The 25,677-nt window shown below is 61.5% G+C and carries 19 protein-coding genes; 7 read left to right on the forward strand and 12 right to left on the reverse strand.

Going from position 1 to position 25,677, the window contains the following annotated elements; all coding sequences use genetic code 11:
• The first annotated feature begins 17 nt into the window (after nt 1-17).
• A complete protein-coding gene (locus tag ACLGGT_RS05555; protein ID WP_437195223.1) occupies nt 18-938 on the forward strand; it encodes a hypothetical protein in 921 nt (306 codons plus the stop codon).
• A gap of 90 nt (nt 939-1,028) precedes the next feature.
• Here the strand turns inward: ACLGGT_RS05555 and trxA are convergent, their stop codons facing one another.
• The 8 genes from trxA to regB all read right to left on the reverse strand — a co-directional run bounded on the left by trxA (nt 1,029) and on the right by regB (nt 12,911).
• Nucleotides 1,029-1,349 carry a thioredoxin gene (trxA, locus tag ACLGGT_RS05560; RefSeq protein WP_008279716.1) on the reverse strand — a complete coding sequence of 107 codons (321 nt, stop codon included), beginning with the start codon at nt 1,347-1,349 and terminating at the stop codon, nt 1,029-1,031.
• A gap of 59 nt (nt 1,350-1,408) precedes the next feature.
• Nucleotides 1,409-4,780 (reverse strand): double-strand break repair helicase AddA, encoded by a 3,372-nt coding sequence (gene addA, locus ACLGGT_RS05565; RefSeq protein ID WP_437195224.1) that lies wholly within the window; start codon nt 4,778-4,780, stop codon nt 1,409-1,411.
• The gene (gene addB / locus ACLGGT_RS05570; RefSeq protein WP_437195226.1) at nt 4,777-7,716 is read right to left on the reverse strand and encodes a double-strand break repair protein AddB; all 2,940 of its coding nucleotides are present in this window, start codon (nt 7,714-7,716) and stop codon (nt 4,777-4,779) included. Before addB ends, addA begins: the two co-directional genes overlap by 4 nt.
• Nucleotides 7,709-8,392: a nucleotidyltransferase family protein gene (locus ACLGGT_RS05575; RefSeq protein WP_437195228.1), complete on the reverse strand. Its 684-nt coding sequence runs from the start codon at nt 8,390-8,392 to the stop codon at nt 7,709-7,711. Before ACLGGT_RS05575 ends, addB begins: the two co-directional genes overlap by 8 nt.
• Nucleotides 8,389-9,402, reverse strand: coding sequence for an aminoglycoside phosphotransferase family protein (locus ACLGGT_RS05580; RefSeq protein ID WP_437195229.1), 1,014 nt, complete (start codon nt 9,400-9,402; stop codon nt 8,389-8,391). Before ACLGGT_RS05580 ends, ACLGGT_RS05575 begins: the two co-directional genes overlap by 4 nt.
• Nucleotides 9,395-9,880 carry a tRNA (adenosine(37)-N6)-threonylcarbamoyltransferase complex ATPase subunit type 1 TsaE gene (tsaE, locus tag ACLGGT_RS05585; protein WP_008279721.1) on the reverse strand — a complete coding sequence of 162 codons (486 nt, stop codon included), beginning with the start codon at nt 9,878-9,880 and terminating at the stop codon, nt 9,395-9,397. Before tsaE ends, ACLGGT_RS05580 begins: the two co-directional genes overlap by 8 nt.
• Before the next feature lie 40 nt (nt 9,881-9,920).
• Nucleotides 9,921-11,447 carry a PAS-domain containing protein gene (locus ACLGGT_RS05590; protein WP_437195231.1) on the reverse strand — a complete coding sequence of 509 codons (1,527 nt, stop codon included), beginning with the start codon at nt 11,445-11,447 and terminating at the stop codon, nt 9,921-9,923.
• 75 nt (nt 11,448-11,522) lie between these two features.
• Entirely contained in the window at nt 11,523-12,911 is a 1,389-nt protein-coding gene (regB, locus tag ACLGGT_RS05595; protein ID WP_037297032.1) for a sensor histidine kinase RegB, read from the reverse strand.
• Between the two features lie 87 nt (nt 12,912-12,998).
• Here regB and ACLGGT_RS05600 point away from each other — a divergent pair, with 87 nt between their 5' ends.
• The 6 genes from ACLGGT_RS05600 (at nt 12,999) to ACLGGT_RS05625 (ending at nt 19,508) form a co-directional block, all read left to right on the forward strand.
• Nucleotides 12,999-13,628, forward strand: a complete 630-nt coding sequence (locus ACLGGT_RS05600) for an SCO family protein (RefSeq protein ID WP_437195232.1) — start codon at nt 12,999-13,001, stop codon at nt 13,626-13,628.
• A gap of 75 nt (nt 13,629-13,703) precedes the next feature.
• A complete protein-coding gene (locus tag ACLGGT_RS05605; protein WP_008279725.1) occupies nt 13,704-14,255 on the forward strand; it encodes an ActR/PrrA/RegA family redox response regulator transcription factor in 552 nt (183 codons plus the stop codon).
• 165 nt (nt 14,256-14,420) lie between these two features.
• Entirely contained in the window at nt 14,421-15,407 is a 987-nt protein-coding gene (locus ACLGGT_RS05610; RefSeq protein WP_008279726.1) for a glycosyltransferase family 2 protein, read from the forward strand.
• 25 nt (nt 15,408-15,432) lie between these two features.
• Complete coding sequence (locus ACLGGT_RS05615) at nt 15,433-17,133, forward strand: DUF5927 domain-containing protein (RefSeq protein ID WP_008279727.1); 1,701 nt, start codon at nt 15,433-15,435, stop codon at nt 17,131-17,133.
• A 6-nt stretch (nt 17,134-17,139) separates the two neighbouring features.
• Nucleotides 17,140-18,567 carry a sulfotransferase family 2 domain-containing protein gene (locus ACLGGT_RS05620; RefSeq protein ID WP_437195235.1) on the forward strand — a complete coding sequence of 476 codons (1,428 nt, stop codon included), beginning with the start codon at nt 17,140-17,142 and terminating at the stop codon, nt 18,565-18,567.
• Nucleotides 18,568-18,665: 98 nt separating this feature from the next.
• Nucleotides 18,666-19,508, forward strand: coding sequence for an alpha/beta hydrolase family esterase (locus ACLGGT_RS05625; protein ID WP_437195237.1), 843 nt, complete (start codon nt 18,666-18,668; stop codon nt 19,506-19,508).
• A 7-nt stretch (nt 19,509-19,515) separates the two neighbouring features.
• Here the strand turns inward: ACLGGT_RS05625 and mdoH are convergent, their stop codons facing one another.
• From mdoH to ACLGGT_RS05645, 4 genes are read right to left on the reverse strand one after another with little or no spacing between them, the layout of a single operon-like run.
• Nucleotides 19,516-21,399: a glucans biosynthesis glucosyltransferase MdoH gene (gene mdoH, locus ACLGGT_RS05630; protein WP_375554620.1), complete on the reverse strand. Its 1,884-nt coding sequence runs from the start codon at nt 21,397-21,399 to the stop codon at nt 19,516-19,518.
• Entirely contained in the window at nt 21,387-22,892 is a 1,506-nt protein-coding gene (locus ACLGGT_RS05635) for a glucan biosynthesis protein (RefSeq protein WP_037296864.1), read from the reverse strand. Before ACLGGT_RS05635 ends, mdoH begins: the two co-directional genes overlap by 13 nt.
• Nucleotides 22,889-24,121, reverse strand: coding sequence for an OpgC family protein (locus ACLGGT_RS05640; RefSeq protein ID WP_037296867.1), 1,233 nt, complete (start codon nt 24,119-24,121; stop codon nt 22,889-22,891). The genes ACLGGT_RS05635 and ACLGGT_RS05640 overlap by 4 nt, the downstream gene beginning before the upstream one ends.
• Before the next feature lie 36 nt (nt 24,122-24,157).
• Complete coding sequence (locus tag ACLGGT_RS05645) at nt 24,158-25,534, reverse strand: tetratricopeptide repeat protein (RefSeq protein ID WP_375554617.1); 1,377 nt, start codon at nt 25,532-25,534, stop codon at nt 24,158-24,160.
• Between the last annotated feature and the right edge of the window lie 143 nt (nt 25,535-25,677).

The raw sequence follows: 25,677 nt of genomic DNA on the forward strand, positions 1-25,677 counted from the left end.
GGATTAGGTTTAGCACCATGATGCATGGTAATCGCGCGCGGTTGTATTTCCCAAATCCGATGGATAAGCGCGCCCGCGCGGGCGACCATAATTTCGTGAACATGCTGCAACGGGCCCTGGCGCTGTCGGATTGGACGCTTGATATCTGCACGGCAGGGCCGGTGGATACGCTGGCCGCCGCGGACGCAGACGCATACGCCCTCTTCTTGATGCAGGAACCGGCCCATGCCAAGGGGCTCAGCCTGCGGATTGCCTATCTCATGCCATTCTGGCGGATCGAGCGGACGGCGGAGCGGTGGAATTTCGACGTCGCCCGCACGGAGTTTGACCCCAGCCAGATTGATCCGGCTGAGGCCACGCGTTTTGCCAAATACTGGGCCAAGCGGAAGTTTGACATTGGCCCCGACGACACCCGTCGCGACGGGACAATTTATGTGGCTCTGCAAGGGTATATTGACAAGCGACGCTCGTTTCAGATGGCGTCCCCGCTGACGATGTTGCGCGAAACGCTGCAGAGGGCAGAAGGCAGGCGGGTGATTGCGGGGCTGCATCCCAAAGAGCAGTATTCGGACTCGGATATGCGAGAACTGGAGGAGCTGCGCCGCGCCTTTCCTCTGTTGGACGTGACAATAGGCGGGATGGAGACGCATCTGCGCAGTTGTGATTTCGTGGTTACTGAAAATTCATCTGTTGCGCTGATGGCAATGTTTTTCCGCAAGCCCGCAATCGTTTTTGCCAGAATAGATTTTCACCATACAATGCTGAACGTGGCAGAGATTGGCGTGGACAGGGCCTTTGATCGGGTCGCGCACCACGCCCCGGAATGGGACAAATACCTGCTGTGGTTTCTCAAGCTGACGTCCGTGAATGCCGGTGCGCCAGAGGCATCGGACCAGATCGCCACGCGGTTGAAGGTGCTTGGCTGGCCATTGGCGTAATGAAGTTGCATAAATGGTCAACATGCTATTCGGACAAAGAAAAGGGGCCGCGACCGGCGCGACCCCCTTTGATCTTGTGGCGTTGCAGGCTCAGATGCTGTCTTCGATCCAGCTCTGGAGGGCGGCCTTGGGGGCAGCACCAGCGCGGTTCGACACAACCTGCCCGTCCTTGAAGATGAAGAGCGCCGGGATGCCGCGCACGCCCATGGCGACGGCGGAATTCGGGTTGCTATCCACATCGACCTTAACGATCTTGACGCGGCCGGACATCTCGCTTGACAGTTCTTCCAGAACCGGGCCGATCTGTTTGCAGGGGCCGCACCATTCGGCCCAGAAATCCACGACGACGGGAATGTCGGAATTCTTGACTTCGGCGTCGAATGTGGCGTCGGTGACGGCAACGGTGGCCATGATCTGTCTCCTAGTGGTCAGGGTTTCGGTCGTGAACCTATGGAGCCGGGCGCGGCGCGTCAAGCGATGGTGGTGGATTCCAGCGCCGCAGTCACAAGATCGTGGGGTAAGGGCATGAGCGTGGCGGTGCGGGTCCAGAGGATCGCGGTGTCAATGCGATGATCCGGGCAGAGCTGCCCGAGCGCGTGGGCATAGGCCCCCATCTGCCGCAGCAGGGCATCAGGGCAGTCGGCGGGCGTGGCGGGCACCAGCGCGTTGGTCTTGAAATCCACGGCGAGGATGCGGGTATCTTCGATAATCAGGCGGTCAATCACACCATGGATGCGCCGCCCCTGAAGCGGGTCGAGGGTGGCGGTGATCGCCACCTCTGTCAGCGCAGCGGGCGTGAAAAGGGCCAGAAGGCTAGGCCGTGTCAGCACCTTGTCGGCCTCGGCGAGAAGAAGGGCGAGTTCTTCGCCTGTCGCGGCATCACCCCCATTGGACAGAAGCCGCGCAGCGGTGGCGGGCCAGTCATGGGCAGGCACAGTGGGCAGGAATTCAAGCAGACGGTGGATCTGACGACCGCGCCGTTTGGCTGCCTCTTCATCCAGCCCGCGTTCGCCGGGCAGCGCCTTGGCCCCGCCCAACTCTGACGGGCTGAGCGTTTTGAGGCGCGCAGGGAGCGGGGCGGGGCGCTGAAAGAGCGGATCGAGGGTGATTGTTTGAGGGGGCGCAGAGGGCGCAGAATTAGTCTCTGTTTCGGCCCAAATGCCGTGATCAAGACGCAGGCCAGGGCCATGGGCAAAGCTGTGGGGTTGCGCGCCTGCGGCCAGCATCCCGCGCTGCACCTTTTCATACCAAGTGTCGCCTTGTTTACCCAGATCGCCATGGGCGGCAACGATCAACCACGTCTCGGCCCGCGTCATGGCGACATAGAGCAGGCGGTCACGTTCCGCCAAAAGCGCGCGGCGTTCAGTATCGAGCGCTGCGGCCAAGCTGGGCGGCATGTCATCGGCGCGCCCGGTCCAAAGGGCATGGCCCGCTTGCGTCACGATCTGTGGCGCAGGGGGCGTGCGCCAAACGCCACATTCAGGCAAGATCACGACGGGCGCCTCAAGCCCCTTGGCCCCATGCACGGTCATGACGCGGATACGGTTGCCAGCGCTGTCGAGTTGGCGCTTGATCTCGAGATCGTCGGTTTCCATCCAGACGAGAAAGCCCGTGAGGCTATCCACCGCGCGACGTTCATAGGCCATGGCCTGCGCCAGAAGGGCGTCAATGCCATCCTCCGCCTCGGTCCCCAGACGGGCGAGCAGACGGCGGCGGCCATCGTGGCGGGTCAGAACACGCTCGATCAGGTCATAGGGGCGCAGGAAATCGGCGTGATCAAGCAGGTCACGCAGGATTGTGATGGTGTCGGGATGCTCGGCGGCGCGGGCGCGCAATTCCTCCCAGAGATAGGGACGATTGCGGCCCTGCGCGAGGGTGTAGAGCTGGTGTTCGGACCAGCCAAAGAGCGGCGAGCGCAGGGCAGTGGCCAGCGCCAGACTATCCTCGGGCGTGGCGAGAAAGGACAAGAGCGCCTCAAGATCGCGCACGGCAAGTTCCGCCCCCACCTTGAGCCGGTCAGCCCCGGCGATGGGCAGGCCCTGCGCCTTGCATTCGCGGATGATCTCGTGAAAGAGCGCGGACCGGCGGCGCACAAGGATGAGGAAATCACCGGGTTGCACGGCGCGAAAACCGCTGGGCGATTTGGGATCGGGGATGGCCTGCCGTGCGGTGATCATATCGCGCATGGCCGCCGCAACCTGCCGCGCCAAAAGGATTGCCGGATCGTTGGTGGCGCGGATGTCTACAGGCATGTGCCAGGCGGGCGGCTCGTCCTCATCCGGTTTCTCGACCAGAGGCCAGAGATCGACGCGACCGGGGAGGGTATCAAAGAAGGCTTTGTGACCCTCTTCCGGCGTAAAACCGCTCTCGCTGCTTTGATCAAAGCAGCAATCAACGGTGGTCAGGATCGCCCGCGACGAGCGAAAGGAATAAGCCAGAACGCGCGATTGCAGCGGGGTGTTGGTGGCGCTCAGACGCAGGCCAAATTCCTGCTGCATGCGGTCGAATTCTCGCGGGTCGGCCCCCTGAAAGGAATAGATCGACTGTTTCTTGTCGCCCACGACAAAGATCGTACGCGCCACATCGGCACGCGCGCCCTCGCCGCTGGTGAATTCCTGCGCCAGACGTTCGATGACCTGCCATTGCACGGGGCTGGTGTCTTGCGCCTCGTCTACAAGAATATGGTCGATGCCACCATCCAGCCTGTAGAGCACCCAAGCCGCGACCGCTGGATCGGTCAAAAGATCGCGGGCGCGCAGGATCAGATCGTCGAAATCAAGAAGGCCGCGCAATTGCTTGGCGCGTTCATAGGCGGGCAGGAAAGCGCGGGCGAAGTCATGCAAGGCGCGGGTTTTCTGCATCGCAAGGAGGGCAAGGCGCGCAGGGCGCGCCTCTTCGACGCGTAGCATCCATTGTTCGATCTGCGGCAGGACAGAGGCAAGGACACCTTGGGTCGTCTTGGTCGGAAAAGAGCCTAACTTGGCGGAAAAGGGCGATTTGGCCCCTTTGCCAGTGAGAAAGACATCCTCGAGCACGGGCAGCGCGCGCAGGTCCAACGCGCTCAATTGCGCCAGCTTGGCGGCGGCCTTGACGTCATTGGCAGACCCGGCCTGAAGCGCAGGCATGAGGTGGCCGAGAAGCGCCTGTTCACTGCCCAGAAACACCCCGTCACGGATCATCTGGGCGCTAAGCCCCTCGGGCTGATCAAAGAGGGCGGCCAGATCGGCATTGCTGAGCGGTTGTGCAAATCCACTGCGGTTGCGGACAATTTCGGCGGTCAGTTTTTCCAGAGTTTCGCCCGAATAGTGTCTGGCAAGGGCGTAAAACGTGGCGGCCTGCGGCCCGGCAGCCAAGTCTTCGACAATCTCGGCGCGCAAGAGGGTGGCAGTGCGATCCTCCATCTCGGTGAACTGCGGCGTGACGCCCGCCTCGAGCGGAAAACGACGCAGAAGTGAGGCGCAGAAGGAGTGGATCGTCTGGATTTTCAGCCCACCCGGCGTCTCGATCGCGCGGGCAAAGAGGCGGCGGGCGTCGCGCAGGGTCTGTTCGGTGATCGCGCCCTCATGGCCCAAAAGATCAAGCTCTTGCATGAGCGCGGCATCGGCCAGCATCGCCCAAGCGCCAAGGCGGCGAAAAAGACGGTTCTGCATCTCGCTTGCCGCGGCCTTGGTATAGGTGAGGCAGAGGATATGCTGAGGATCGACCCCATCGAGCAAAAGCCGCGCCACACGGTCTGTAAGCACCCGCGTTTTGCCCGATCCGGCATTGGCCGACAGCCATGTCGAGAGGTCGGGGCGCGCGGCCTCGACCTGTGCCTGAGTGGCGGCATCACGCGCAGTCATTGGCCCACCTTGGTCACGTCGGGTGTATCGGTCTGGTCCCATTCGCCGTAGCGCGCCAGCTGGTCGTAATCCCCATCCTCATCGGCATTGCGCGGCGCACGGCGCGCGGTATAGCCCATATCAGGGTCGAAATAGGCCGAAATCAGCGCATGAAATTCGGCCCAGATCTTCTCAGGTGGTTCTGTGTCCAGCGGCGCGTCCAATTCTTTGGGTTCGCTACCCAGCCCGATAAAGACCGCGCGGGCGACACGGGTTGGGCCCATCCCCTCAAAGCCGGAGCGGGTGGCAATCGCGGCCTCAAGCAGCAATTGCTTGTCGAAACTGGTTTGTTCCTTGGTCGAAGGGGGCGCGCCGGTTTTATAGTCATAGATATGCACCTGCCCCAGATCATCGAGATCGAGCCGGTCGGCCTTGGCCGAAAGGGTAAAGCCCAGATCTGGCAGGCTGGCGCGGCCTCTAGCCTCGAAATACACGGGTCGGGCCAGCGTTCGACGCCGCGCCTCAGTGTCGATGAACCAGTCGGCAACACGGTCCAGCCGCGCAAGCCACAACGCGCGCGCCTCGGCCCAAGGGACATTTTCGGCCAGAACAGTCTCTGCATGGTGCATCAATGTGGCGTGGTCGCACTGCTCCGGGTGATCCAGTGTTTCGCGAATGAACCCCTCAAGAATTTCATGCAGCACGGTGCCGCGCAAAAGCGCATCGGGCGCGCGCATCAGCGGATCAAGCGGGCGCAGTTTGAGGATATGGCGGGCATAGATGGCGTAGGGATCGCGAATGAGCCGCTTGATCTCGGTTACGGTCAGATGGTCGGGGCGTACGGCAACGGGCGGCGCGGGCGCAGGCCGGGTGGCACGCGGCACCTCGCCCGGGTCCTCTAGCGCCGTGGCGCGGTCGAGCCATAGGCGGCCACGGTTGCGCATATCCTCAATCGCCGCCTGCCCCCCCTGATCCGGCAGTCCAGAGAGCAGGTTCAAAATGCGGTTGAGCCAGCGCGAAACCACGGTTTCGGCATCGGCAGAGCGGACGGACCGGGTAAGCCAGACCTCGGGCGCGGCGATTGCCTGTTGGAAATCATGCGCCGAGAGGCCGATGCGCCGCTCGGGCAGCAAAAGCCCCACCTGATGGCGCAGCGCGCGGTTGAGCCAAGGATCGGGTTTGGGGGATTCGGGCCAGCTCCCTTCATTCAGCCCGGCGAGAATCAAGAGATCGGCCCCCTGAACGCGCGCCTCCAGCGTGCCCCAGATGAGGATATGGGGGTGCGGATCGACAGGATTGCGCACCTCGCGCGCGCTCAGAATCTTGTGAAACAGGCTGGAATAGTCACTGGCGCTGAGCGCACCCGCATGATGGGCCTCGGCCCGAAGTTCGGTCACGGCCTTTTGCGCCTCTTGCCCAGCATCCTTCAGCCAGAGCGTGCCAGAGCCTGTGCCATGGCAGCCTTGGGCGATCTTTTCCGCGAGGTCGAGATGCGTGGCCACGCTATGATCAAGAGGGATTTCGCCGGAATAGTCTCTGTTCACAAAGCAAGCGCAAAGCCAGCTCACCCATTCAGGGGCAAGGGGATCTTTTTGCGCAGCACCCCAAGCGCGCAGGCTGTCTTCGGTCGGATAGGGGGGGCCGTGGCGGCGCAGATGCAATTCCAGCTCGCGGGTGAGGCGCAGATGTGGGCCACGCTCGGCCCCCTGATGTGCCAGCGGATGTTTGAGCAGAGTGAGCAGAGATTCGGCGCTGAGCCGGGTGCGAAACAGATCGGCGACATGGCGCAGAAAGCGCCCCGGTGGTGACAGATGCAGCGGCAGACCGGCACTGTCATCAGGCAGAATATCCCAACGGTCGAGGGCTCCGGTCACTTGGCGGGTGAGCGTGCGGTCTGGCGTGATGAGGGCGGCGGTGCGCCCGTCCTCTGCCGCTTGGCGCAGGCGCAGAGCGATGGCGAGCGCCTCTTGGCGTTGCGACGGGGCCTCGACCAGCGTGACATTGGCCATGGCCCCGGCGATGTCGCGCAGATGCGGGCCGTCGCGCAGCCATTGATCGGTGACAGGGGCGGGGCGTAGGGCCAGCGACACCAGCGCGTTGCGCGCCGGGTTGGCGGGGGAGATATCAGACCATGGGCGAATGTCCGCAGGCGTGATCCCAGCCCCGGCGGCAACCCGGCAAAAACGGTATTGCGGGTGATCCTCAGAGAGCATGGCATCACCCAGCGCATCCCAGACGGGGGCGGGCATCTCAAAATCAAAGCCGGGCAGCACGACCGCCCCCTGTGGCAGGCGCGCTACCGCCTGCATAAGGTGCTGTGTCGCCCCCCGTGAGCCGGTGGACCCCGCGAGGATGACGGGATGCGCGGGCGGGGTATCGGCCCAGAGGGCGGCCAGCCGTTCGATCACAAGGCGCTGGCGGGTTTCCACATCGGGCGCGGCGCCGCCGGTCTCGAAATAGTGGCGGACGATGCCGAGAAAGGATTTGATCCGCGCCCAATGACCGGATTGATCGGTGATATCGAGCGTCTCGATCGCCTGCGGTGCGACACCTTCGCCGTGCATTTCATCCATCAGCCCCGCAAGACTATCCGACAGGTCGTAAATCGCGCTGCGGGGGGCAAGATCAGGAGCGTTGTCGAGAAGTGTCGCGATAAGCTGCACCAATTCCAGCCTGCGGCGCAGGGGCGGCACCGGATCGGGGATATGGGCCAGATCCCACAACTCTCCGAGATCAGTCAGGAGGCTGATGCGCGGTAAAAGGCAGGGGGGGCCTGCGTCGAAGAGCTCGCGGATGCGGCGGGCCATGCGGCGGGTGTTGACGATAAGTTGCACGCGCGCGAGGGCCTCGGGCGGTTTTCCTGATTGGTGCGCGCGCAGGCCTTCGACCAGAGCACGGGGGAAATCCACACCGGGCGGCACGCCATAAAGGCGGGGGGTGTCTGAAGGATCAAACATCGGGGGCCGCGAGCAGGGATTCGGCAAGGGCAATCCCCTCTGGGTGGCCGACATCGCACCAATGGCCGGGGTAATCGGCTGCAAAGAGCCGGCCCTCGGACAACATCACATCCCAAAGGCGGTTGAGGGAAAAGACGCGCTCGGGGATGGTGTGCAGCAGGTCGGGCTTCACGATCTGAAGCCCGGAATAGACCGAACCGGGGCCGCGCGTGGCGCGCCCGTCGGCATCAATCTGGAAATCGCCCGTGCCGGAATGGCCGACGGTTTGCGCGCGCGGGATGCAGAGCAGCAGCGCGTCCATCTCTGCGGGACGCCAGAGGCCAGCCAGTTGGTCAAGCGGATTGGGGCCACGCCAGACGGCATCGGTATTCATGGTAAAGACCGGGCCAGTGCCAAGCAAAGGCAGCGCGGCGCGAAGCCCGCCGCCGGTTTCCAGAATCTCAGGCATTTCAAGAGAGAGGCGGATGTCACGCCCCGCCAGATGCTGCGCCAGTTGGTCGGGCAGGTAGTGCAGGTTGGCCACCACCGGGGCCGCGCCATGCGCCGTGGCAAGATCGAGCGCGTGGTCGATGAGCGGGCGGCCCGCCACCTCGATCAGCGGCTTGGGGCGGGTCACGGTCAGCGCCCCCATGCGCGTGCCGAACCCGGCGGCAAAGAGCATCAAAGGCAGGCTCATGACGCGCGTTGTGCGCGCAAGCGCTCTAAGATCGCAGAGGTCGGCGCAGGCAGCGCCGCACGCAGGAGATCTGCAACCGGGGCCAGCGCCGGGTGATCGAGATCCCGCTGCAAATGGTCCCAGACACGGGGGATAAGATCAATGTAATGCGCCTTGCCATCACGCAGGCAGAGGCGGGCAAAGACGCCCAGAATGCGCAGATTGCGTTGTGCGCCAAGGCAGTAATAGGCCCCCTCAAAAAGGGACTGATCCGTCTCGGTCGCGCGGCAATAGCGGGCGATCATCGCTGTCTCGATAGCCCGGGGCACATCGCGGCGGGCGTCTTGCAGCACCGAAACCAGATCATAGGCGCGATGCCCGGTCATGGCGTCCTGAAAATCGAGCAGGCCCACCCGCGCCGACCCTCTGCGCCCCGGCAACCAAAGCAGGTTTTCGGCGTGATAGTCTCGCAGCACGATCACATCAGTGGTCGCGGCGTGCTGACGCAAGAGGCGGTTGAGCGCGGCGAGGGCTTCGGCACGTTGGGGGCTCACCTCTCCTGTCGCCCCGGTGAGATACCAGTCAAAGGCAAGGGCTGCCATGTCTGTCATGGTGTCGGGGCCATAAGGCTTGAGACCTTGAGGGGGTGCCGCACGGTGCAGGTCGATCAGGACGTCGGTCGCGGCGGCGTAAAGCTGATCCTCCATCTGAGGGGCAACCGGAATGACACGCGCAAAGAGCGCATCGCCCAGATCCTCGAGGATGAGAAAGCCGCGCGCCTCGTCCTGCGCCAGAATATGCGGGGCGCTGAGGCCAAGGCCGGTCAGGTAGCGGGCGATTTGCAGAAAGGGGCGCACATCCTCGCCACGCTCGGGCGGGGCGTCCATAAGCACGGCGGTTGTGCCGGTTTTGGGATGGGTGAGGCGCAGGTAGCGCCGGTTGGAGGCATCGCCCGCCAAGGGCGCAATGGCCGCGCCTGCCCAATCGGTTTTGGCGACAAAATCCTGCATCAATGCGCTGCGGTCACTCATTCAACACCCCCTTCAATCGCTGCCCCCACCTGTCACCCTGCCACATGATCCGCAAGAGGCGGTGATCCTCTGCGCCGGGTCGTGGCACAGTGTCAAAGTCCAGCAAAAGCGCATCGGGCGGGGTCAGGTCACCCAGCCGGTCAGGCCATTCTATCAGGCAGATGGCGTCTGTGAATGCGTCGGTCAGGCCAAGTTCGACCAGGTCCATCGCATCGCCCAAACGGTAAAGATCGGCATGCCAGATTTCACCGCTTTGGCCCTGATAGGTCTGCACCAGCGTATAGGTTGGCGAGGGCACATCCTCGGGCGATAGAAGCAGGGATTGTATCAGGCAGCGGGCGAAATGGGTCTTGCCCGCGCCGACACCACCCGAAAGCAGAAGCGTATCGCCGGGGCAAAGGCAGGATGCCAAGCTGCGCGCCAAGGCGCAGGTCGCCTCGGGGCTGGCAAGGAGGATTTGGGCGCGGGCATCGGACATGCCCCGACACTACACGCGCCGCGTCCGCCCGCAACCCGGTTCAGCGCAGGGGCAGATCCACGCGGTCTGCCGCGATGGGGGCGCGATCCTTGAGGCAGAGCATGGATTGACCCCGCCCCAAGGGCACAACCCGAAGATCCGCCCCCGGCTGCCCCGGCGATATGGCGCGATCATGGAGGGTCGCAACCAGACGCCGGGAGGCAATGCGATCCTCTACTTCGGGCCAGAGGCCGGGATCAGGGTAGCGCGCGGCGCAGGCCGCGATCACGTCATGCAGGCCCATATCGGCAAAGCTCGAATCCGGGTCGATGCCCAGCATCTCGCCAAAAGCGGTATTGCAAAAGAGCAGGCGGCCATCCTGTGCCAGCACGGCGATCCCCTCTTGCAGGCAGTCGATAACGGATTGACGCAAGTCCATCTGGAGCCGGTGGCGGCGGGTGGTCGACACCTCAAGCGAGATATCCTCGAACAGAAAGGCAACAGCACCATCGGGATGGGGCCGTCCGGTAACGCGGTAGGTCTGGCCCGAAGGCAGTGTCCAAACCTCGTGATACAGACCACCCGTGGCGCTTTTGACCATATCGGTGATCTGGCTGCGCCAGCTTGCGTAGTTTTTGGGTTCCGGCATCACCATCCGGTCGCGCAGAGCATCGAAAAATCCAAATAGGCTAGGCCGCGCGCTGAGGAATTCAGCAGGCAACCCCGTAAGATCGGTCAGCGCCGGATTAAAGATTGCGAGCGTCTTGGCCCGATCAAAGACCACAAGGCCGGTCGTGAGATCGGCAAATGTTTTGCTCAGCGTCTGGACAAACTCGCGTTGCAGCGTTTCGGCGCGAATGAGGCGGGTGATGTCCTGTGCGTGATGGATGCAGCCCAGCGCGGTGCGGGTCACATGCAGGTCATAGATATGATCCGGCTGCCCCGTATCCCCGGCAAGGTCGAGCCGGACGCAAGAGGTCTCGCCCAGCTCTGGCGGGATGTCGGGCTGTGCGGTCAGGAGCGAGACATGGGCGGGCGGCACTGCGCGGGCACTGTCATTGTGCCAGATCACGGTGCCGGCCGCATCCATGATCCAGACCGGCATCGGCGCATGCTCAGCGGCGAGGGCGCGCGCCAGCAGATCATAACGCTCCTGCGCTGCGGCATGGCGGATGATGGCGTCGGCGGGGGCCGTGTCACGCAGCACGGCGCGCAGGCTGTGTTCCTGCCGGGTCAGGGTGAGGCTTGCGCCATCCTCGGCCTGCAAGCACAGGCTTTGGCCTAGGCGCATATTCTCCTGATCTTGCGGCAGATCGCCAAAGCGAAATCCCATCCATAGGCGGAAACGGGACCAATCGCTGTCCTCGGGCGATCCATCGGGCAGAGCATCGGGCAGAGACAGGCTGCTGGCGTCGTGATCCAGCAGTGCACCATAGCGAAAAAGAAAGGCCGCATCCCGTATGCCCGGCGCCGGTTGCGCGCGCTGGGCTGGCAGGCTGAGGCCACCGATCAGCCAAAGAACCGCCAACGACAAGAGAAGGGCCAGCGGCACGAGCACGGCGATATCCGAAACGGTCATCTCAGGCATCTGCATCCCCCGCTGGCTGTTATCGGGGGTAAGTTTGGCGCAGAGTGGTTAAGGGGGCATTAACGCCGACCGGGATCACCCACGCAAAGGCTGATTGAGACCCAAGGCGGGGGCGAGCGGACCGGATGGGGCCTCGAGCGCGTCGCGGGGCCATGACACCTCGACCAGTGCGCCGGTGCGCGCGGCATGGCTGACCTGCGTGCGAAAAGAATCCGAGCCATTGGCAAAGGTGAGATCGGCACCCGACCGCTCGAGCAGGGTCTTGGCGATGAAGAGACCCAATCCCATGCCCTCATAGGCCGGACGCTCTGGATCGCTGGCGGGGGCGCGGCGGCGGATAAAAGGATCACCGATGCGCCCCAGCATGTCGGGCGGGTAACCGCGCCCGTCATCCATGATCCGTAGGGTAATGGCATCTTCGGTCCAGCCGCTCTCGACCCAGACATTATCGCGGGCGAAATCCACGGCGTTCTGGATCAGGTTGCGCAGCCCGTGGATCACCTCGGGGCGGCGCAGCACGGTGGGTTGCGTGATCAGATCCCCAACGCCATGGTCGAAATGAATCCGTTTGCCACGATCGACATGCGGCTCTGCCGCCTCTTCGATGAGGGCGGTCAGGGGGGCGGTGCGCAGGTGCAGGTCATCCTTGCCCACGCGGCCCATAGAGCGCAGGATGTCGCGGCAGCGGTCAGTTTGCTGCACGATCAAGAGCGCATCTTCGCGCAGGTCCGGGTGATCGGTCAGCTCTTCGGCCAATTCGGCACTGGCCAGTTTGATCGTCGCCAGTGGCGTTCCCAGCTCATGCGCGGCGGCCGCCACCACCCCCCCTAGATCGGTCAGTTTCTGTTCACGCGCCAAGGCCATTTGCGTGGCTTGCAAAGCGTCGGACATGGCGTGCATTTCCTGCACGATCCAGCGCGAATAAACCCCGAGAAAGAGCACCGCGATGACAATGGCCACCCAGTTTCCAAAGCGGAACACATCCGGCATTGCCAAAACGAACCCATCCTGAAGCCGCAGCGGCAAGTAGAACTGCATGAGCAAGGTCACGATCATGATCGCCATCGCACCGAGAAAGGCGGTTGAACGGCCCGAAAGCGCAGATGCCGAAACCGTGACCGGCCCCACGATCAAGATTGAAAAGGGATTGTGCAGCCCCCCTGTGAGATAGAGCAAAAGCCCGAGTTGCAGCATGTCAAAAAGCACGACCAGAAAGGTGTCTTGCTCGGAAAGACGCTTGTTCTCGGCAAAAACGAAGGCGGCGACAAGATTGCTTGCGATTGAGACGCCAATCACCAGAAAGCAAAGGCCAATCTCCAGATCAAGGCGGTAAACCCGCTCGGCGATGATCAGGGCCGTGGCCTGCCCCACGATGGCCCACCACCGCAACAGGACCAGCGTGCGCAGGCGAATCCAGTTACCACGCTGGCGGGATTTCAAGGGTTCGGGCGAAAGATGGACCATGTGTGCGCCTGCGTCCCATTGCATGCGAGAGGTGGGATGATACATAAGCAAAATCGCACTCTGCCCCTACGAACGCAAGGACATCCCATGACCCGCCTGATCGCCATTGCCGCTGCACTCGCTGTTGTCGCCGGGCTGGGGCTAACCTTTGCCCTGACCATGATGGGGGGCGAAGAAGACCAGTTCGCGCAATGCCGGACCTCAAGCGTTGCCGGGGGCGCGGCGCAGATCGGCGGGGAATTCACCCTTGTCAGCGAGACCGGAGAGACCGTGACCGACAAGGAGGTGATCGACCAGCCGTCGCTGATCTATTTTGGCTATACGTTCTGTCCAGATGTCTGCCCGCTCGACAATACGCGCAATGCCGAGGCGGTTGATCTGCTGGAGGAGCGGGGCCAGATGGTCAAGCCGGTGTTCATCTCGGTCGATCCCAACCGCGATACGCCCGAGGTGATGGCCGAATACACAGATTATGTGCATCCCCGCCTCTTGGGTCTAACCGGTAGCGAAGAACAGGTGCGCGCCGCCTCGAAGGCCTATCGCACGTTTTTTCAGGCGCATCAGCCGACCGAGGGCGAGGAAGATTTCTATCTCGTGGACCATTCCACGATGACCTATCTGACACTGCCCGAACATGGCTTTGTCGAGTTTTTCCGTCGAGACGCGACCGCAGAGCAAATAGCTGATCGTGTTCAGTGTTTTCTTGACGCTCGTTAGAATAGCGCGTTTGTTTGACGGAGGTCAGGCTGCGGGCTAGAACCTGTGTCAGGACGGCAGAGCGGGAGGAACGGCATGACTGACGAGGTTCAGGATATCGGCGAAGACAGGTCGCTTCTGCTTGTCGATGATGACGAAGCGTTTCTGAAACGTTTGGCCAAGGCGATGGAAAAGCGCGGGTTCGAGGTTGAAACCGCCGGATCGGTCGCAGCCGGGCGCGCGATTGCCACGGCACGCCCCCCTGCCTATGCCGTGTGCGACCTGAGGCTAGAGGATGGCAACGGGCTCGACGTGGTCGAGGTGATCCGGGAAAAACGGCCCGATAGCCGGATCGTTGTGCTGACGGGATACGGCGCGATTGCCACCGCTGTGGCGGCAGTCAAGATCGGAGCCACGGATTACCTGTCCAAGCCTGCGGATGCCACCGACATCACCAATGCCCTCTTGGCCACTGGTGCAGACCTGCCGCCACCGCCCGAAAACCCGATGAGCGCAGATCGGGTGCGGTGGGAACATATCCAGCGTGTATATGAGCTGTGTGATCGTAACGTGAGCGAGACGGCGCGCCGCCTCAACATGCATCGCCGCACCTTGCAACGTATCCTCGCCAAGCGGTCGCCCAAGTAAGTTTGCGCCCGTGAGGGGCGCAATTTGATCATTTTTGCGTCAACAAATTATATTTTTAGCTAAGATTGTTTCTCAAAAGCTCGTATTAAATCTTGGAGAATAGTTTGACGCCACTTCGGGCAGGCAACAGGACGTGATTTTTTGGGGGCATGGCAATCATATCGGATGCGACTGCGGCGCAAACGGGCGAAGATTCGCGCGTTTCGCAAGCATTTCTCGCTCACTCCGGTCATCAACCGCACCGACCGGATCAAACCGGGCGATGTGCTGTTGTTCTCGACCATGCGCGACGAGCATATCCGCCTACCCTATTTCCTACGGTATTACCGCGAGTTGGGGATTTCGCATTTCCTGATCGTCGATAATGACAGCACCGACGGCGGCGCAGAGTATCTGGCCGCGCAAGAGGATGTGTCACTTTGGTCCACCAAGTCAAGCTACAAGCGCGCCCGGTTCGGGGTGGATTGGCTTAACTGGCTGCAAGGAAAATATGGCCATGGCCATTGGACGCTTGTGGTCGATCCGGACGAATTCTTTATCTACCCGTTCTGCGACACGCGGCCCATTCGCGCGCTGACCGACTGGTTGGACACCTCTCAGGTGAAATCCTTTGGCGCGATGCTGCTGGATATGTATCCCAAGGGCAGGATTGATGCGGTGCCCTATCAGCCGGGGCAAAACCCGATGGAAATTGCCGCGTGGTTCGATCCGGGCAATTATATCATCGAGAAGAACAAGTTTTATGGCAATCTCTGGATTCAGGGTGGGCCACGGGCGCGGGTATTTTTCCCGGACAACCCCAAAAAAGCACCAGCGCTGAACAAGACGCCGCTGGTACGATGGGACCGGCGCTATGCCTATGAAAGCTCGACCCATATGATCCTGCCGCGCGGTTTGAACCTGACCTATGACGAGTGGGGCGGAGAAAAGGCGAGCGGCATCCTGCTTCATGCCAAGTTTCTGGATACCTTTACCGTCAAGGCCGCAGAGGAACTGACCCGCCGCCAGCATTATTCCGGCAGCGTCGAATACAAAGCCTATGCAGAGATCGTGAAGGACAATCCCGAACTTTGGTGCAAATGGTCAGAAAAATATATAAACTGGCGGCAATTAGAAATTCTCGGGTTAATGTCCAAAGGGAACTGGGCATGAGCGCGAGGAAAGATACAGGGACAGAATGAGCGTCGGCATCATCATGCTGGTTCACACGGCCTTTGGTCGCGCCGAACAGGTGGCGCGCCATTGGGCGGCGTCTGGCTGTCCGCTGGTGATCCATGTCGACAAGGCAGTGCCGCGCAAGACCTATAACGCCTTTGTGCAGGCGCTGTCAGACATGAGCGATGTGCGCTTTGCGCCGCGCCATCGCTGTGAATGGGGCACATGGGGGCTAGTGGCCGCCACCCAAGGGGCGTCTGAGATCATGCTTCGCGATTTCAAGGACGTGCGGCATGTCTATCTGGCCTCTGGCTCATGTCTGCCGCTGCGCCCGGTGCAGGAGTTGATCGACTATCTGGGCAAGCGGCCACATACCGATTTCATCGAAAGCGCGACGACGGCAGATGTGCCCTGGACCATCGGCGGGCTGGATCAGGAACGGTTCACGCTGCGGTTTCCGTTCTCTTGGCGCAAGAACCGCTATCTCTTTGATAAATACGTGGCCCTGCAACGGCTGGTGCGGTTCAAGCGGCGCATCCCCAACGGGATCGTGCCCCATATGGGCAGCCAGTGGTGGTGCCTGACACGGCAAACGCTCTCGGCCATTCTGGAAGACCCCGAGCGCAGCGTCTATGACCGCTATTTTTCCAAAGTCTGGATACCTGACGAAAGCTATTTTCAGACGCTGGCACGACAATATTCCCGCCAGATCGAGAGCCGGTCGCTGACGCTGTCGAAATTCGACTATCAGGGCAAGCCGCATATTTTCTATGATGATCACCTGCAACTCTTGCGGCGCTCTGACTGTTTCGTGGCGCGCAAAATCTGGCCCTTTGCCGATCGTCTTTATGAGGCGTTCTTGACCGATCAGGCCAGTGCGATGAAGCGCACGGAACCGAACCCCGGCAAGATTGACCGCATTTTCGCCAAGGCGGTGGAGCGGCGCACGCGCGGCCGTCCGGGCCTCTATATGCAAAGCCGGTTTCCGGTGGAGGGTCGCGAAAACGGGCTGACCTGCGCACCCTATTCGGTGTTCGAGGGCTTCAGCGATCTCTTTGAGAATTTCGAGCCTTGGCTGGCGCGGATGACGGGCATGCGGGTGCATGGCCATCTCTTTGCGCCCGAGCGGGCCGAGTTTTCGGATGGGCAAACGGTGATGAATGGGGCGCTGTCGGACAGTGCTGCGCTGCGCGATTACAACCCCCGCGCCTTTCTGGCCAATCTGATCTGGAACACGCGCGGTGAGCGGCAGTGTTTTCAGATGGGGCCGCGCGACGTGCTGACAGATATCGAGTGGGATATTGTCCGCGATCCCAATGCACAGGTTTCTGTGATTTCAGGAGCTTGGGCCGTACCGCTCTTTAAATCCAATGCCAATTTCTCGGATATCCGGCGCGAAGCGGCGCAGTTGCAGCGGGTCGAAAGCAAGCATCTGGAGGTTCTACGCTCGCAATGGATCAAGGCGCGGGTGCGCATCTGGACCATGGCCGAATTCATCGAGGCCCCGATGGAGCCGTTGCAGACCATCATCGACGAAATCGGCCAGCAGAACCTGCGCGGTTTGGCCGAAGTGCCGCGTATGGCCGATTTGACCGGCTTTGGCCAGTTCCTGCAGAACCTTAAGAACCAAGGGATGCATCCCTATGTGATGGGAGATTTCCCGGTAGAGCAGGGTATGAACGAACCACAGAGCAGTCCCCGCAAACCCTATCTTGTGCGATAAGGCCGAATGACAGGCAATTTTGATTACTTCGTGGTGTTCGCGGAAATGCGCACCGGCTCCAATTTTCTGGAAACCAACCTGAATGCCTTTGACGGAATTGAATGCCATGGCGAGGCGTTCAACCCACATTTCATAGGCTATCCCAACAAGACCGAGATGCTAGGGCTGACACAGGCCGAGCGCGACGAGGTGCCAGAGCGTCTGATCGGGGCGGTCAAGGGGCAGTCACGCGGGATCGGCGGGTTTCGCTATTTCCATGATCACGACCCGCGCATTCTGGACCTGATGCTGGATGATCCGCGCTGTGCCAAGATCATCCTGACGCGCAATCCGGTCGAGAGCTATGTATCGTGGAAAATCGCGCAGGCGACGGGGCAATGGAAGCTGACCAATGTCAAACGGCGTCGCGACAGCAAGATCACCTTTGATCCGGCTGAGTTCGAGCTGCATGTCGGGCGGTTGCAGGCGTTTCAGGTCTTCTTGCTCAACCGGTTACAAGCGGCGGGCCAGACGGGGTTTTACCTCGCTTATGAGGATTTGCAGAGCCTTGAGGTGATGAACGGGCTGGCGCGCTATCTGGGCTGCGACGCGCGGCTCGAGGCGCTGGATGCTTCGCTCAAGAAGCAGAACCCAGAGCCGCTGGAAAGCAAGGTCGAGAATTTCACCGAGATGGAGCGGGCGCTTGCCGGTCTTGATCCCTTCAACCTGACGCGCACGCCCAATTTCGAGCCGCGACGCGGGGCGGCGGTGCCCGGTTTCGTGAGCGGGGCGCGTGCGCCCCTGCTCTACATGCCGGTGCGGTCCGGTCCCGAGGCCGAAGTCTGCGCATGGCTGGCAGCGCTTGACGCTGTGCCGGTCGAGACATTGCCCACGAAGCTCAATCAAAAGGCATTGCGGCAATGGATGCGGCGCAAGGGCGGGCATCGGCGTTTTACCGTGCTGCGGCATCCGGTGGCGCGGGCACATGCCGCCTTTTGCGACAAAATCCTGATCAAAGGGCCGGGATGTTATCGCGACATCCGCCGCACATTGCGCAATTTCCACAAACTGCCGATCCCCCAAGGGGAATTGGACGAAAGCTATGATCGCGACGCGCACAGGCAGGCTTTTGCCGCCTTTCTGCGGTTCCTCAAGGCCAATCTGGCGGGGCAGACAGGGATCAGGATGGATGCGCATTGGGCGACGCAAGCCGCTGTGCTGGAAGGGTTGGCCGACTTCGCCCCGCCCGACATGGTGGTACGGGAAAATGAAATGGCGGGGTATTTGACCGCGCTTGCACGGCAGGTGGGCTATTCCAAGGCCCCCGCGCCCTTGCCCGCGCCGGAAACCGGGCCATTCCCGCTGGCCGAGATTTACGATGCCGAGATCGAGGCGCTAACGCGCGACGCCTATCTGCGCGACTACTTGACCTTTGGCTTTGGCGATTGGGCGTGATGCGGCTGGACCTCACGCAAGGGTGACGCAGGTGCCCTGTGCAAGAGCGCCAGATTGTGGGAAGCTTGGTGGCTTTTAACCCCTGATCGGAGCCTTTGATGCGCCTCGCTTCTGCTCTTGTGCTCTGCCTGTGTTTTGCCGGGCCGCTTCAGGCCGCCCCTGTTTGCGGCGATCCAGACACGCCCTGCAAGACAGCGACGGGCAGCTATCACATTGCTTTGCCCGAGGGGCCGGGACCGTATCCGGTGCTGGTTTTTCTGCACGGGCATGGTGGGCGCGGTGGGCCGATGGTCGAAGGCGAGACAGCGCGGGAAGCGACCGCGCGAGGCTATGCCTATATCGCGCCCAATGGGCTGGTCAGACCGGGGCGGGATCGACCAAGTTGGAATTTCCACCCAGATTTTCCGGGGCAACGGGATGAGGCCGCGTTTCTGCACGAGGTGATGCAGGATGCCGCCGCCCGGTTTGACGTTGACCCAAAGCGCAGCCTCTTGGCGGGGTTCTCTATCGGTGGATCGCTGGCGAGCTATATCGCCTGCGCCACGCCAGAGGCATTCAGCGCCTATGCCCCGGTGTCTGGCAGCTTTTGGCGGCCACATCCCACGGGCTGCGCCGGACCTGTTCGGCTTTTGCATTCGCATGGCTGGCGGGATGAGGTGGTGCCGCTCGAAGGGCGCGTGATCCGTCAGGTTGCTGGGCGCGATTTTGCGCAAGGCGATGTGTTTCACGCCATGAGCCTGTGGCGCGCGGCCAATGGTTGCGAGGCTCACCGCGCCGACTGGTTCGAGACAGCAAACGGCTTTATGCGCCGCGCCTGGACACGATGCGCCCCCGGCGCAGCGCTGCAATTCGCGCTATTCGACGGGGGGCATGGCGTACCAAAGGGTTGGAGCACGCTGGCGCTTGACTGGTTCGAGGCGCTGGCGGGGCCCAACCAATAGCGCAGCGTTATTCTGCTGCGATTGGCGGGCTTTCGGGCAGGCGAAACATCATGCGATGATTGCGCGCAAGTTGCAGGATGGGCGGTGTGTCTACCATCTCGGGCGTTGCCATGAGCGAGGCAAGGCCGCGCCGCTGATCCAGCCGCAGACCCGAAATCATCGAAAGCGGCACCGCCGCGACCAAGCTGATCGCAATCGGCAAAAGCCAGAGAGACACCACCCCAGCCATCATGCCCAGCGCCAAGAGCGCACCGCTGACGGTTTCCAGCCCGTGGAACTTGAGCACGGTGCGGGGGCTGTAATCGCCGCCTTTGCGCGCCTGTGGCGACCAAGTCGGGCGAATTCCGATGGCTGTCCGCAACACGGCAACCACCTGTTGCACCATCATGATCGGCGAGAAGAGGATCGACAGCAGCACCTCAACCACAAGCGAGACCGCAAAGCGCGCGCCCCCGCCATAGCGGTGCATATGCCGGTCCTCAAGGCCAAGCGCCAGCGCGCCCAACAGTTTGGGGGCAAGCAACATGCCATACATGAAAAGCAGGATCAGCACAGAGCTGACGCGGCTCATTTCTGGCCACACCGGATAGAGCGGGTTTTCCATTGAGAAATAGGTGATGACGCTGTCCTGCCCATTGCCCAGGATCGCCCAGATCACCAGCAGTCCAAACCAAGCTGGCGACAGGAGATAGCTCATCGCGCCATGAAACAGGTGGAAGCGGGACACCGGATGCAGGCCGCGCGTGGCCAAAAGGCTGAGGTGTTGCAGATTGCCATGGCACCAGCGGCGGTCGCGCAACGCATAGTCGATCAGGGTGGCGGGCGGCTCTTCAAAGCTGCCGGGGATGGTGGGAATGAACCGCACCGCCCACCCGGCGCGGCGCAAAAGGCCGGCCTCGACGAAATCGTGGCTGAGGATCAGCCCGCCCTTGCCCCGGAGCGACGGCATACGTGGCAGGCCCGCGCAATCGGCAAAGGCGCGGGTGCGCAGGATGGCGTTATGGCCCCAGTAGTTCCCCTCGGACCCGGTCCACCCCGCCAGCCCCTGAGACAGGAGCGTGCCATAGACCGAGGCCGAGAATTGCTGCATCCGGCCAAAGAGCGTATCCGAGCCCACCACCAGCGGTGCCGATTGAATGAGGCCCGCCGTGGGATCAAGAGACATCTCGTCGGAAAGTGCGATCACCGCCTCGGGGCTCATCAGGCTGTCGGCATCGAGCACGAGCATGGCCTCATAGGCGCCACCCCAGTTTTCCAGCCATTGCGCAATATTGCCGACCTTGCGTTCCGTGTTTTGCACCCGCCGACGATACCAGACGGGCGCATCGGGCGGCATGGTCGCGCGCAGCGTGGCATAGGCGCGCTGTTCGGCCATGGCGATGTCACTGTCCTGTGTATCGGACAGGATAAACAGCTCGAACCGATGGGCACTGCGCGCCACGCGCAGGGCGCTCATCATGGCACTGGCATTGCCGAAAACCTCGGCGGTATCCTCGTTGTAGATCGGCACGAGCAGCGCCACGCGCATCGGCTCTGGCATAACCCCCGCGCGCGCACGTTTCTGTTTGCGGTGGACAGCAAGGCCAAGCGTGGCCGTACCCATCGCCAGAGCGATCCAAAAGAAGGTGGCAACCACAAAGGCCAGCAGCACCCATTCCAGCCACCAAATTCCGTTGGTGGACAACCAATCGCCAAACGCCCAAGCCAGAACGCCCGTGGTGATCACGGCAGGCAGAAAGGCCGCCAAACGCCGCCACTGGAACACGGCGGAGGGCTGCCAGAGCGGCGCGTTGGGATCGCGATAGGGGTGGCGCAGGCTTTGGACCGGATGGGCCAGAGGCGCGGGCGCGGGCATCAGCCCAGAACCGGGAAAGGGTGTCAAACGGTCCATCGGTAGAGCCAGACTTCGGACACAGCTTGTCCTTGGTGATAGAGTTGCGCGCGCATTTCGGACGCCATCACCTCAGCGGGATCAAAAGAAAACACAAGCCGGGGACCGCCGGTTTCGGGATTGCGCTGAATTTGCGGCACCGAGGTTTCGAACGTGCTGGCATGCACATAGGCCACCAGCTCTTCGTAATCCTCAGGCAAGGCGGGGTGCGGGGCAAAGTCGATGACAACGACCTTGTGTTCATTCTGAGCAAAGCCCTTGCCCAGACGGGTGTTGAGCACAGGCGTCACCGGCTTGGCCGATTCAATCTGGTCAGTCCAGGTCATGCGGTAAGAGAACGCATGTTCGGACCCTTCGGCAAGCGGCGTGCGGGGTCGCCAGTACACGACGATGTTATCGTAGATTTCCTTGTCCGTGGGAATTTCAACAAGCGTCACCGCGCCCTGCCCCCAATGCTCTCCGGGTGTGATCCAGAGACTGGGACGTTCGTGGTAATGCGCTTCGAGATCCTCGAAGTTGGAAAAGGCCCGTTCGCGCTGAGCCAATCCAAAGCCGCGCGGGTTTTCATCCCCAAAACTGGAAATCTGGATAAAGGTCGGGTTGGCCAAAGGCCGCCAGATCAATTCGCCATTGCCGTTATGGATGCTAAGCCCATCACTGTCATGCACGGCGGGGCGGAAATCATCGAAACGGCCACGGTTGGTTTCATCGAAGTAGAACATCGAGGTCAGCGGCGCGATGCCGACATTCGCAAGCTCCGTGCGCGGCCAAAGGGTGCACCGCACATCGACCTCGGTCTTGGTGCCGCTGGGGCGCAGGGTAAAGTGGTAGATGCCGGTGACAGAGGGACTCTCGAGCAGGGCGTGGACCTTGTGCTCGGTGACGCCGGGTGCTGGTTTCTCGATCCAGAAGCGGGTGAAATCCGGGAATTCCTCGCCATCGGGCGAGGCGGTGTTGAGCGCCAGACCGCGCGCCGAAAGACCGTAAGCCAAATCGCGCGCAATCACGCGGAAATAGCTGGCGCCTTGGAACACGGCATATTCCTGAAAAAAGCCCGGCTTTTCGATCTCTGCACGCAGGCGAATACCCGAATAGCCCAGTGCGTCATCGACTGGCAGTTCCGGCACGATTTCATGCAGGTCATAGAGTGCGAAATCGAACGGCAGTTTGCGGGCGACGCCATTCTCGACCATGTTCACTTCGACCGCATGCGGGAAATAGAGGCCCGGCGGAAACATGTCGAATTCAAGCGTGGTGTCGGTGCCCGCCCAGATTGCCCTATCGGTGTTGTACCGGATTCCGCGATACTGGTCATAGGTCAGGTCACGCCAGGCATCGGGCACAAAGGGCCGCTCTGCATAGGGATTGGCCGCGATCTGCCGCGCCAGTTCGTGCAGCGCCTCTTCGGAAAAGGCCACGCCATCCTCGGCACGGACCATGCCGGGCCAGAGCGCGAGCGCTGCCATGGATTTGAGAACATCACGCCGGATCATTTCGCGACCCGCCATGGATGAGATTTAAACCAGCCCGCGATGTAAGCCACCGCGATCAACGCCGCGAATCCTACGAAATTCGCAACCGTCATGTTCCAGGTATTGCGTCCGATCTGGTCCATGACAAAGCCCGAAAACCGAGCAAACACCATGGAGAAGACGAAGACCGCCAGCGATTGCTGCCCGACCTTCAGAATCATTTTGAGCAGAACTCCCCACACATATGAGATGATGCCAGTGCCAGTGGCGCGCAGGCGCATACCACCTTCTCCGGCCGCTGCCCAGCACAGATATGCAAGCGCCAGAAAATGAATGTAGCGCAGGATACCGAAATCGGATTTGTTGAAGAGCCAGCTATTGGCGCCGCGCCAGTCGCGGGCCCAGTCAAAGCCAAATTCGCGCACGCCAATGTTGGAAAGTGGGATATTCGCGATCACAAGCGCCGCTGCGATACCGATCAAAACCCGGTTGACCGGCGGCTTGGGCAGCCAGCCGCGCATAAAGGCAAAGCCGGTGAAAAAGATCAACTGCCAGCCGAACGGGTTAAAGAACCACTCGCGGTTGGACCACGGCTCTGCCGAAAAGGCCACATGCCATTGACCCAAGCCCAATGAGTCGAGCAGGAATTCCTGCGCCATGAGCCAGGTCAGGCCCATCGCCGCTGCCACCGCCCAGAGACTGATGCGGCTGAGTGCCATGATGATGGGCATCATTGCGAGGATCACCAGATACATCGGCAGGATATCGAAATAGTTGGGCACATAGCTAAGCGTAAGCAGCCCCACCAATTGCGGTGCTGGGTTCTCGAAGAAATGCTGCAAGTTCAGCGAACTGATGTAGCTTTTTCCAAAGTCGCCCCACACATCAAAGGCCGCCAGCATGGTTGCGATGACAACAAACATGCCGATATGCGCCCAGTAGACCTGCCAGACGCGGTAGCCTACGCGCCCGGTGCCCAAGGTCCATCCCGCTCGGTCAAAGGTGCGGCCAAAGGCGATGGCCGAGGCCATGCCGGAGCAGAACACAAAGATCTCGGTCGCATCCGAAAAGCCCCAGCGCGCGGGAATCCAGCTTGTGAAAAAGTTACTTGGGGTATGGGCACACAGGATGATGAACATCGCAATGCCGCGAAAGAAATCCAGCCGGATGTCGCGCGTGCTTGCGACCGGCTTGGCGGCCGCATTTGTAACGCGCCCATGCGTCATAGACGGATCTGCAACACTCGTCATACCGGTGCCGACTCCTTTTCGTGAATTTGTCCGCGCCTATTCCGCTGGCAAACGGTCAGCGTCAGTCCAGTCAACGCGCGACCGTGAGATAAGTTCCAATCGGGTGTTGGCATAGGAATCAAGACGGCCTGCGCGCTGCGTGGTGCGCTCTTGCAATATATTTTCGGCCTCGTCTAGGAAGCCGCTGCGAATAGCGGCGTCAATCGTCAGGCGCTCGAACACATCGCGTTGGGCGTGGCTGCCACCGGCCAGTTGCATAGAGCGCCGCGCCCGGCCAAGGTTAAGAAACGCTGTCTTGTAATCCCCTTCACCAAAAGCCTCGAGCCCGGTGGCCGCCGAAAGGCCGGGATTGGCCACACGCGCCATGAGTTCGCCCGCGTTTGTCTGTTTGGCATCGCGGTGCATCCGCCCAAGCATGCGTTTGGCGGCCATGTCCCGGTTGTCACCAATCAGCGCCAAAAGATAATGCAGGTCGGCAAAGAGCAGGCAGCCATCTTCGCTGCGCCGCTCAGAGATATCGGCCAATTCTTCCCAGCGGTTCGCCACGTCATGCCCCTCAAGCTCCAATCGCATCAAGAGCGAGGTCGCGTTGGAAATGTCACGGAAATCATCGGTCTTGTCGCGGCGAATTTCTGTTTCATACAGGTCAAACACAGCGTCGATCTCGCCTTGGTCGAGATGCATCAGCGCCTTGTGCCACCACACATGATAGCGGAAATTGTTGCAATGCGCCCAAGCGTGTTCGCGCCCCTCAAGCCAGCTAAGCCCGGCGCGCGAATTGGCCGTCATGTCGAACACATGCGCCACTGCATGCAGACCCCAAGCATCATCGGGCGAGAGACTGAGGCCGAGCCGACCAGCCGTCTCGGCACGGGCATAATCGCCGGTTTCCTCAAGCGAGAAAGCGTGACAGCCAAAGAGATAGCCGCGTGCCGGGTTCTTGGCGTCATAGGTCGGCAAGAGCGCCTCGATCGAGGCGCGCATGCCTTTACCATCGCCAAGGATGAACCGTGTGGCATGGCTGATCTTCATCGCCAGCGCATCTTCGGGCCAGCGGGTAAGAATCGCCTCCATCTCGCGCACGGTTTCAGAAAGATGCCCATCAAGCCACGCGCCCAAAGCGCGGACATAACCCGCCTCACGCGCCGTGGGCGCAGTGCGCAGGGCGGCATCCGTGGCGATGCTATGCGCCTGTTGCGCCGTCTCATTAAATTCGCGCCGCCCAAGCATCAGGAAAAACAGCCCCTTGGTGGCATGGGCCATGGCAAAATCCGGCTCTTGGCTAAGGACTGTGCCTAGGTGGTCTGGGGTCTTCGCGGAATGGGCGAGAAAGGCCAATACCATCTTGTCCCACGCCTCGGCGACGGTGGGGGAGGATATGGTCAACTCATACCCGAATTGATCTGCACGCATGACCCGAAATCCTTTTCCTAGCTTTTATCACAGCTATCCCGGCAAATATGAAAGCAGCAACACATGCACCGCCTTACTCACCAACTCGTTATCTTCAGTTTAACGATTGTGACAGGTGAGTGGCAGGGCGCAGGGTGTAATAC

Origin of the sequence: Roseovarius sp. MS2 (assembly GCF_051447875.1) — a bacterium.
Classification (GTDB): domain Bacteria; phylum Pseudomonadota; class Alphaproteobacteria; order Rhodobacterales; family Rhodobacteraceae; genus Roseovarius; species Roseovarius mucosus_A.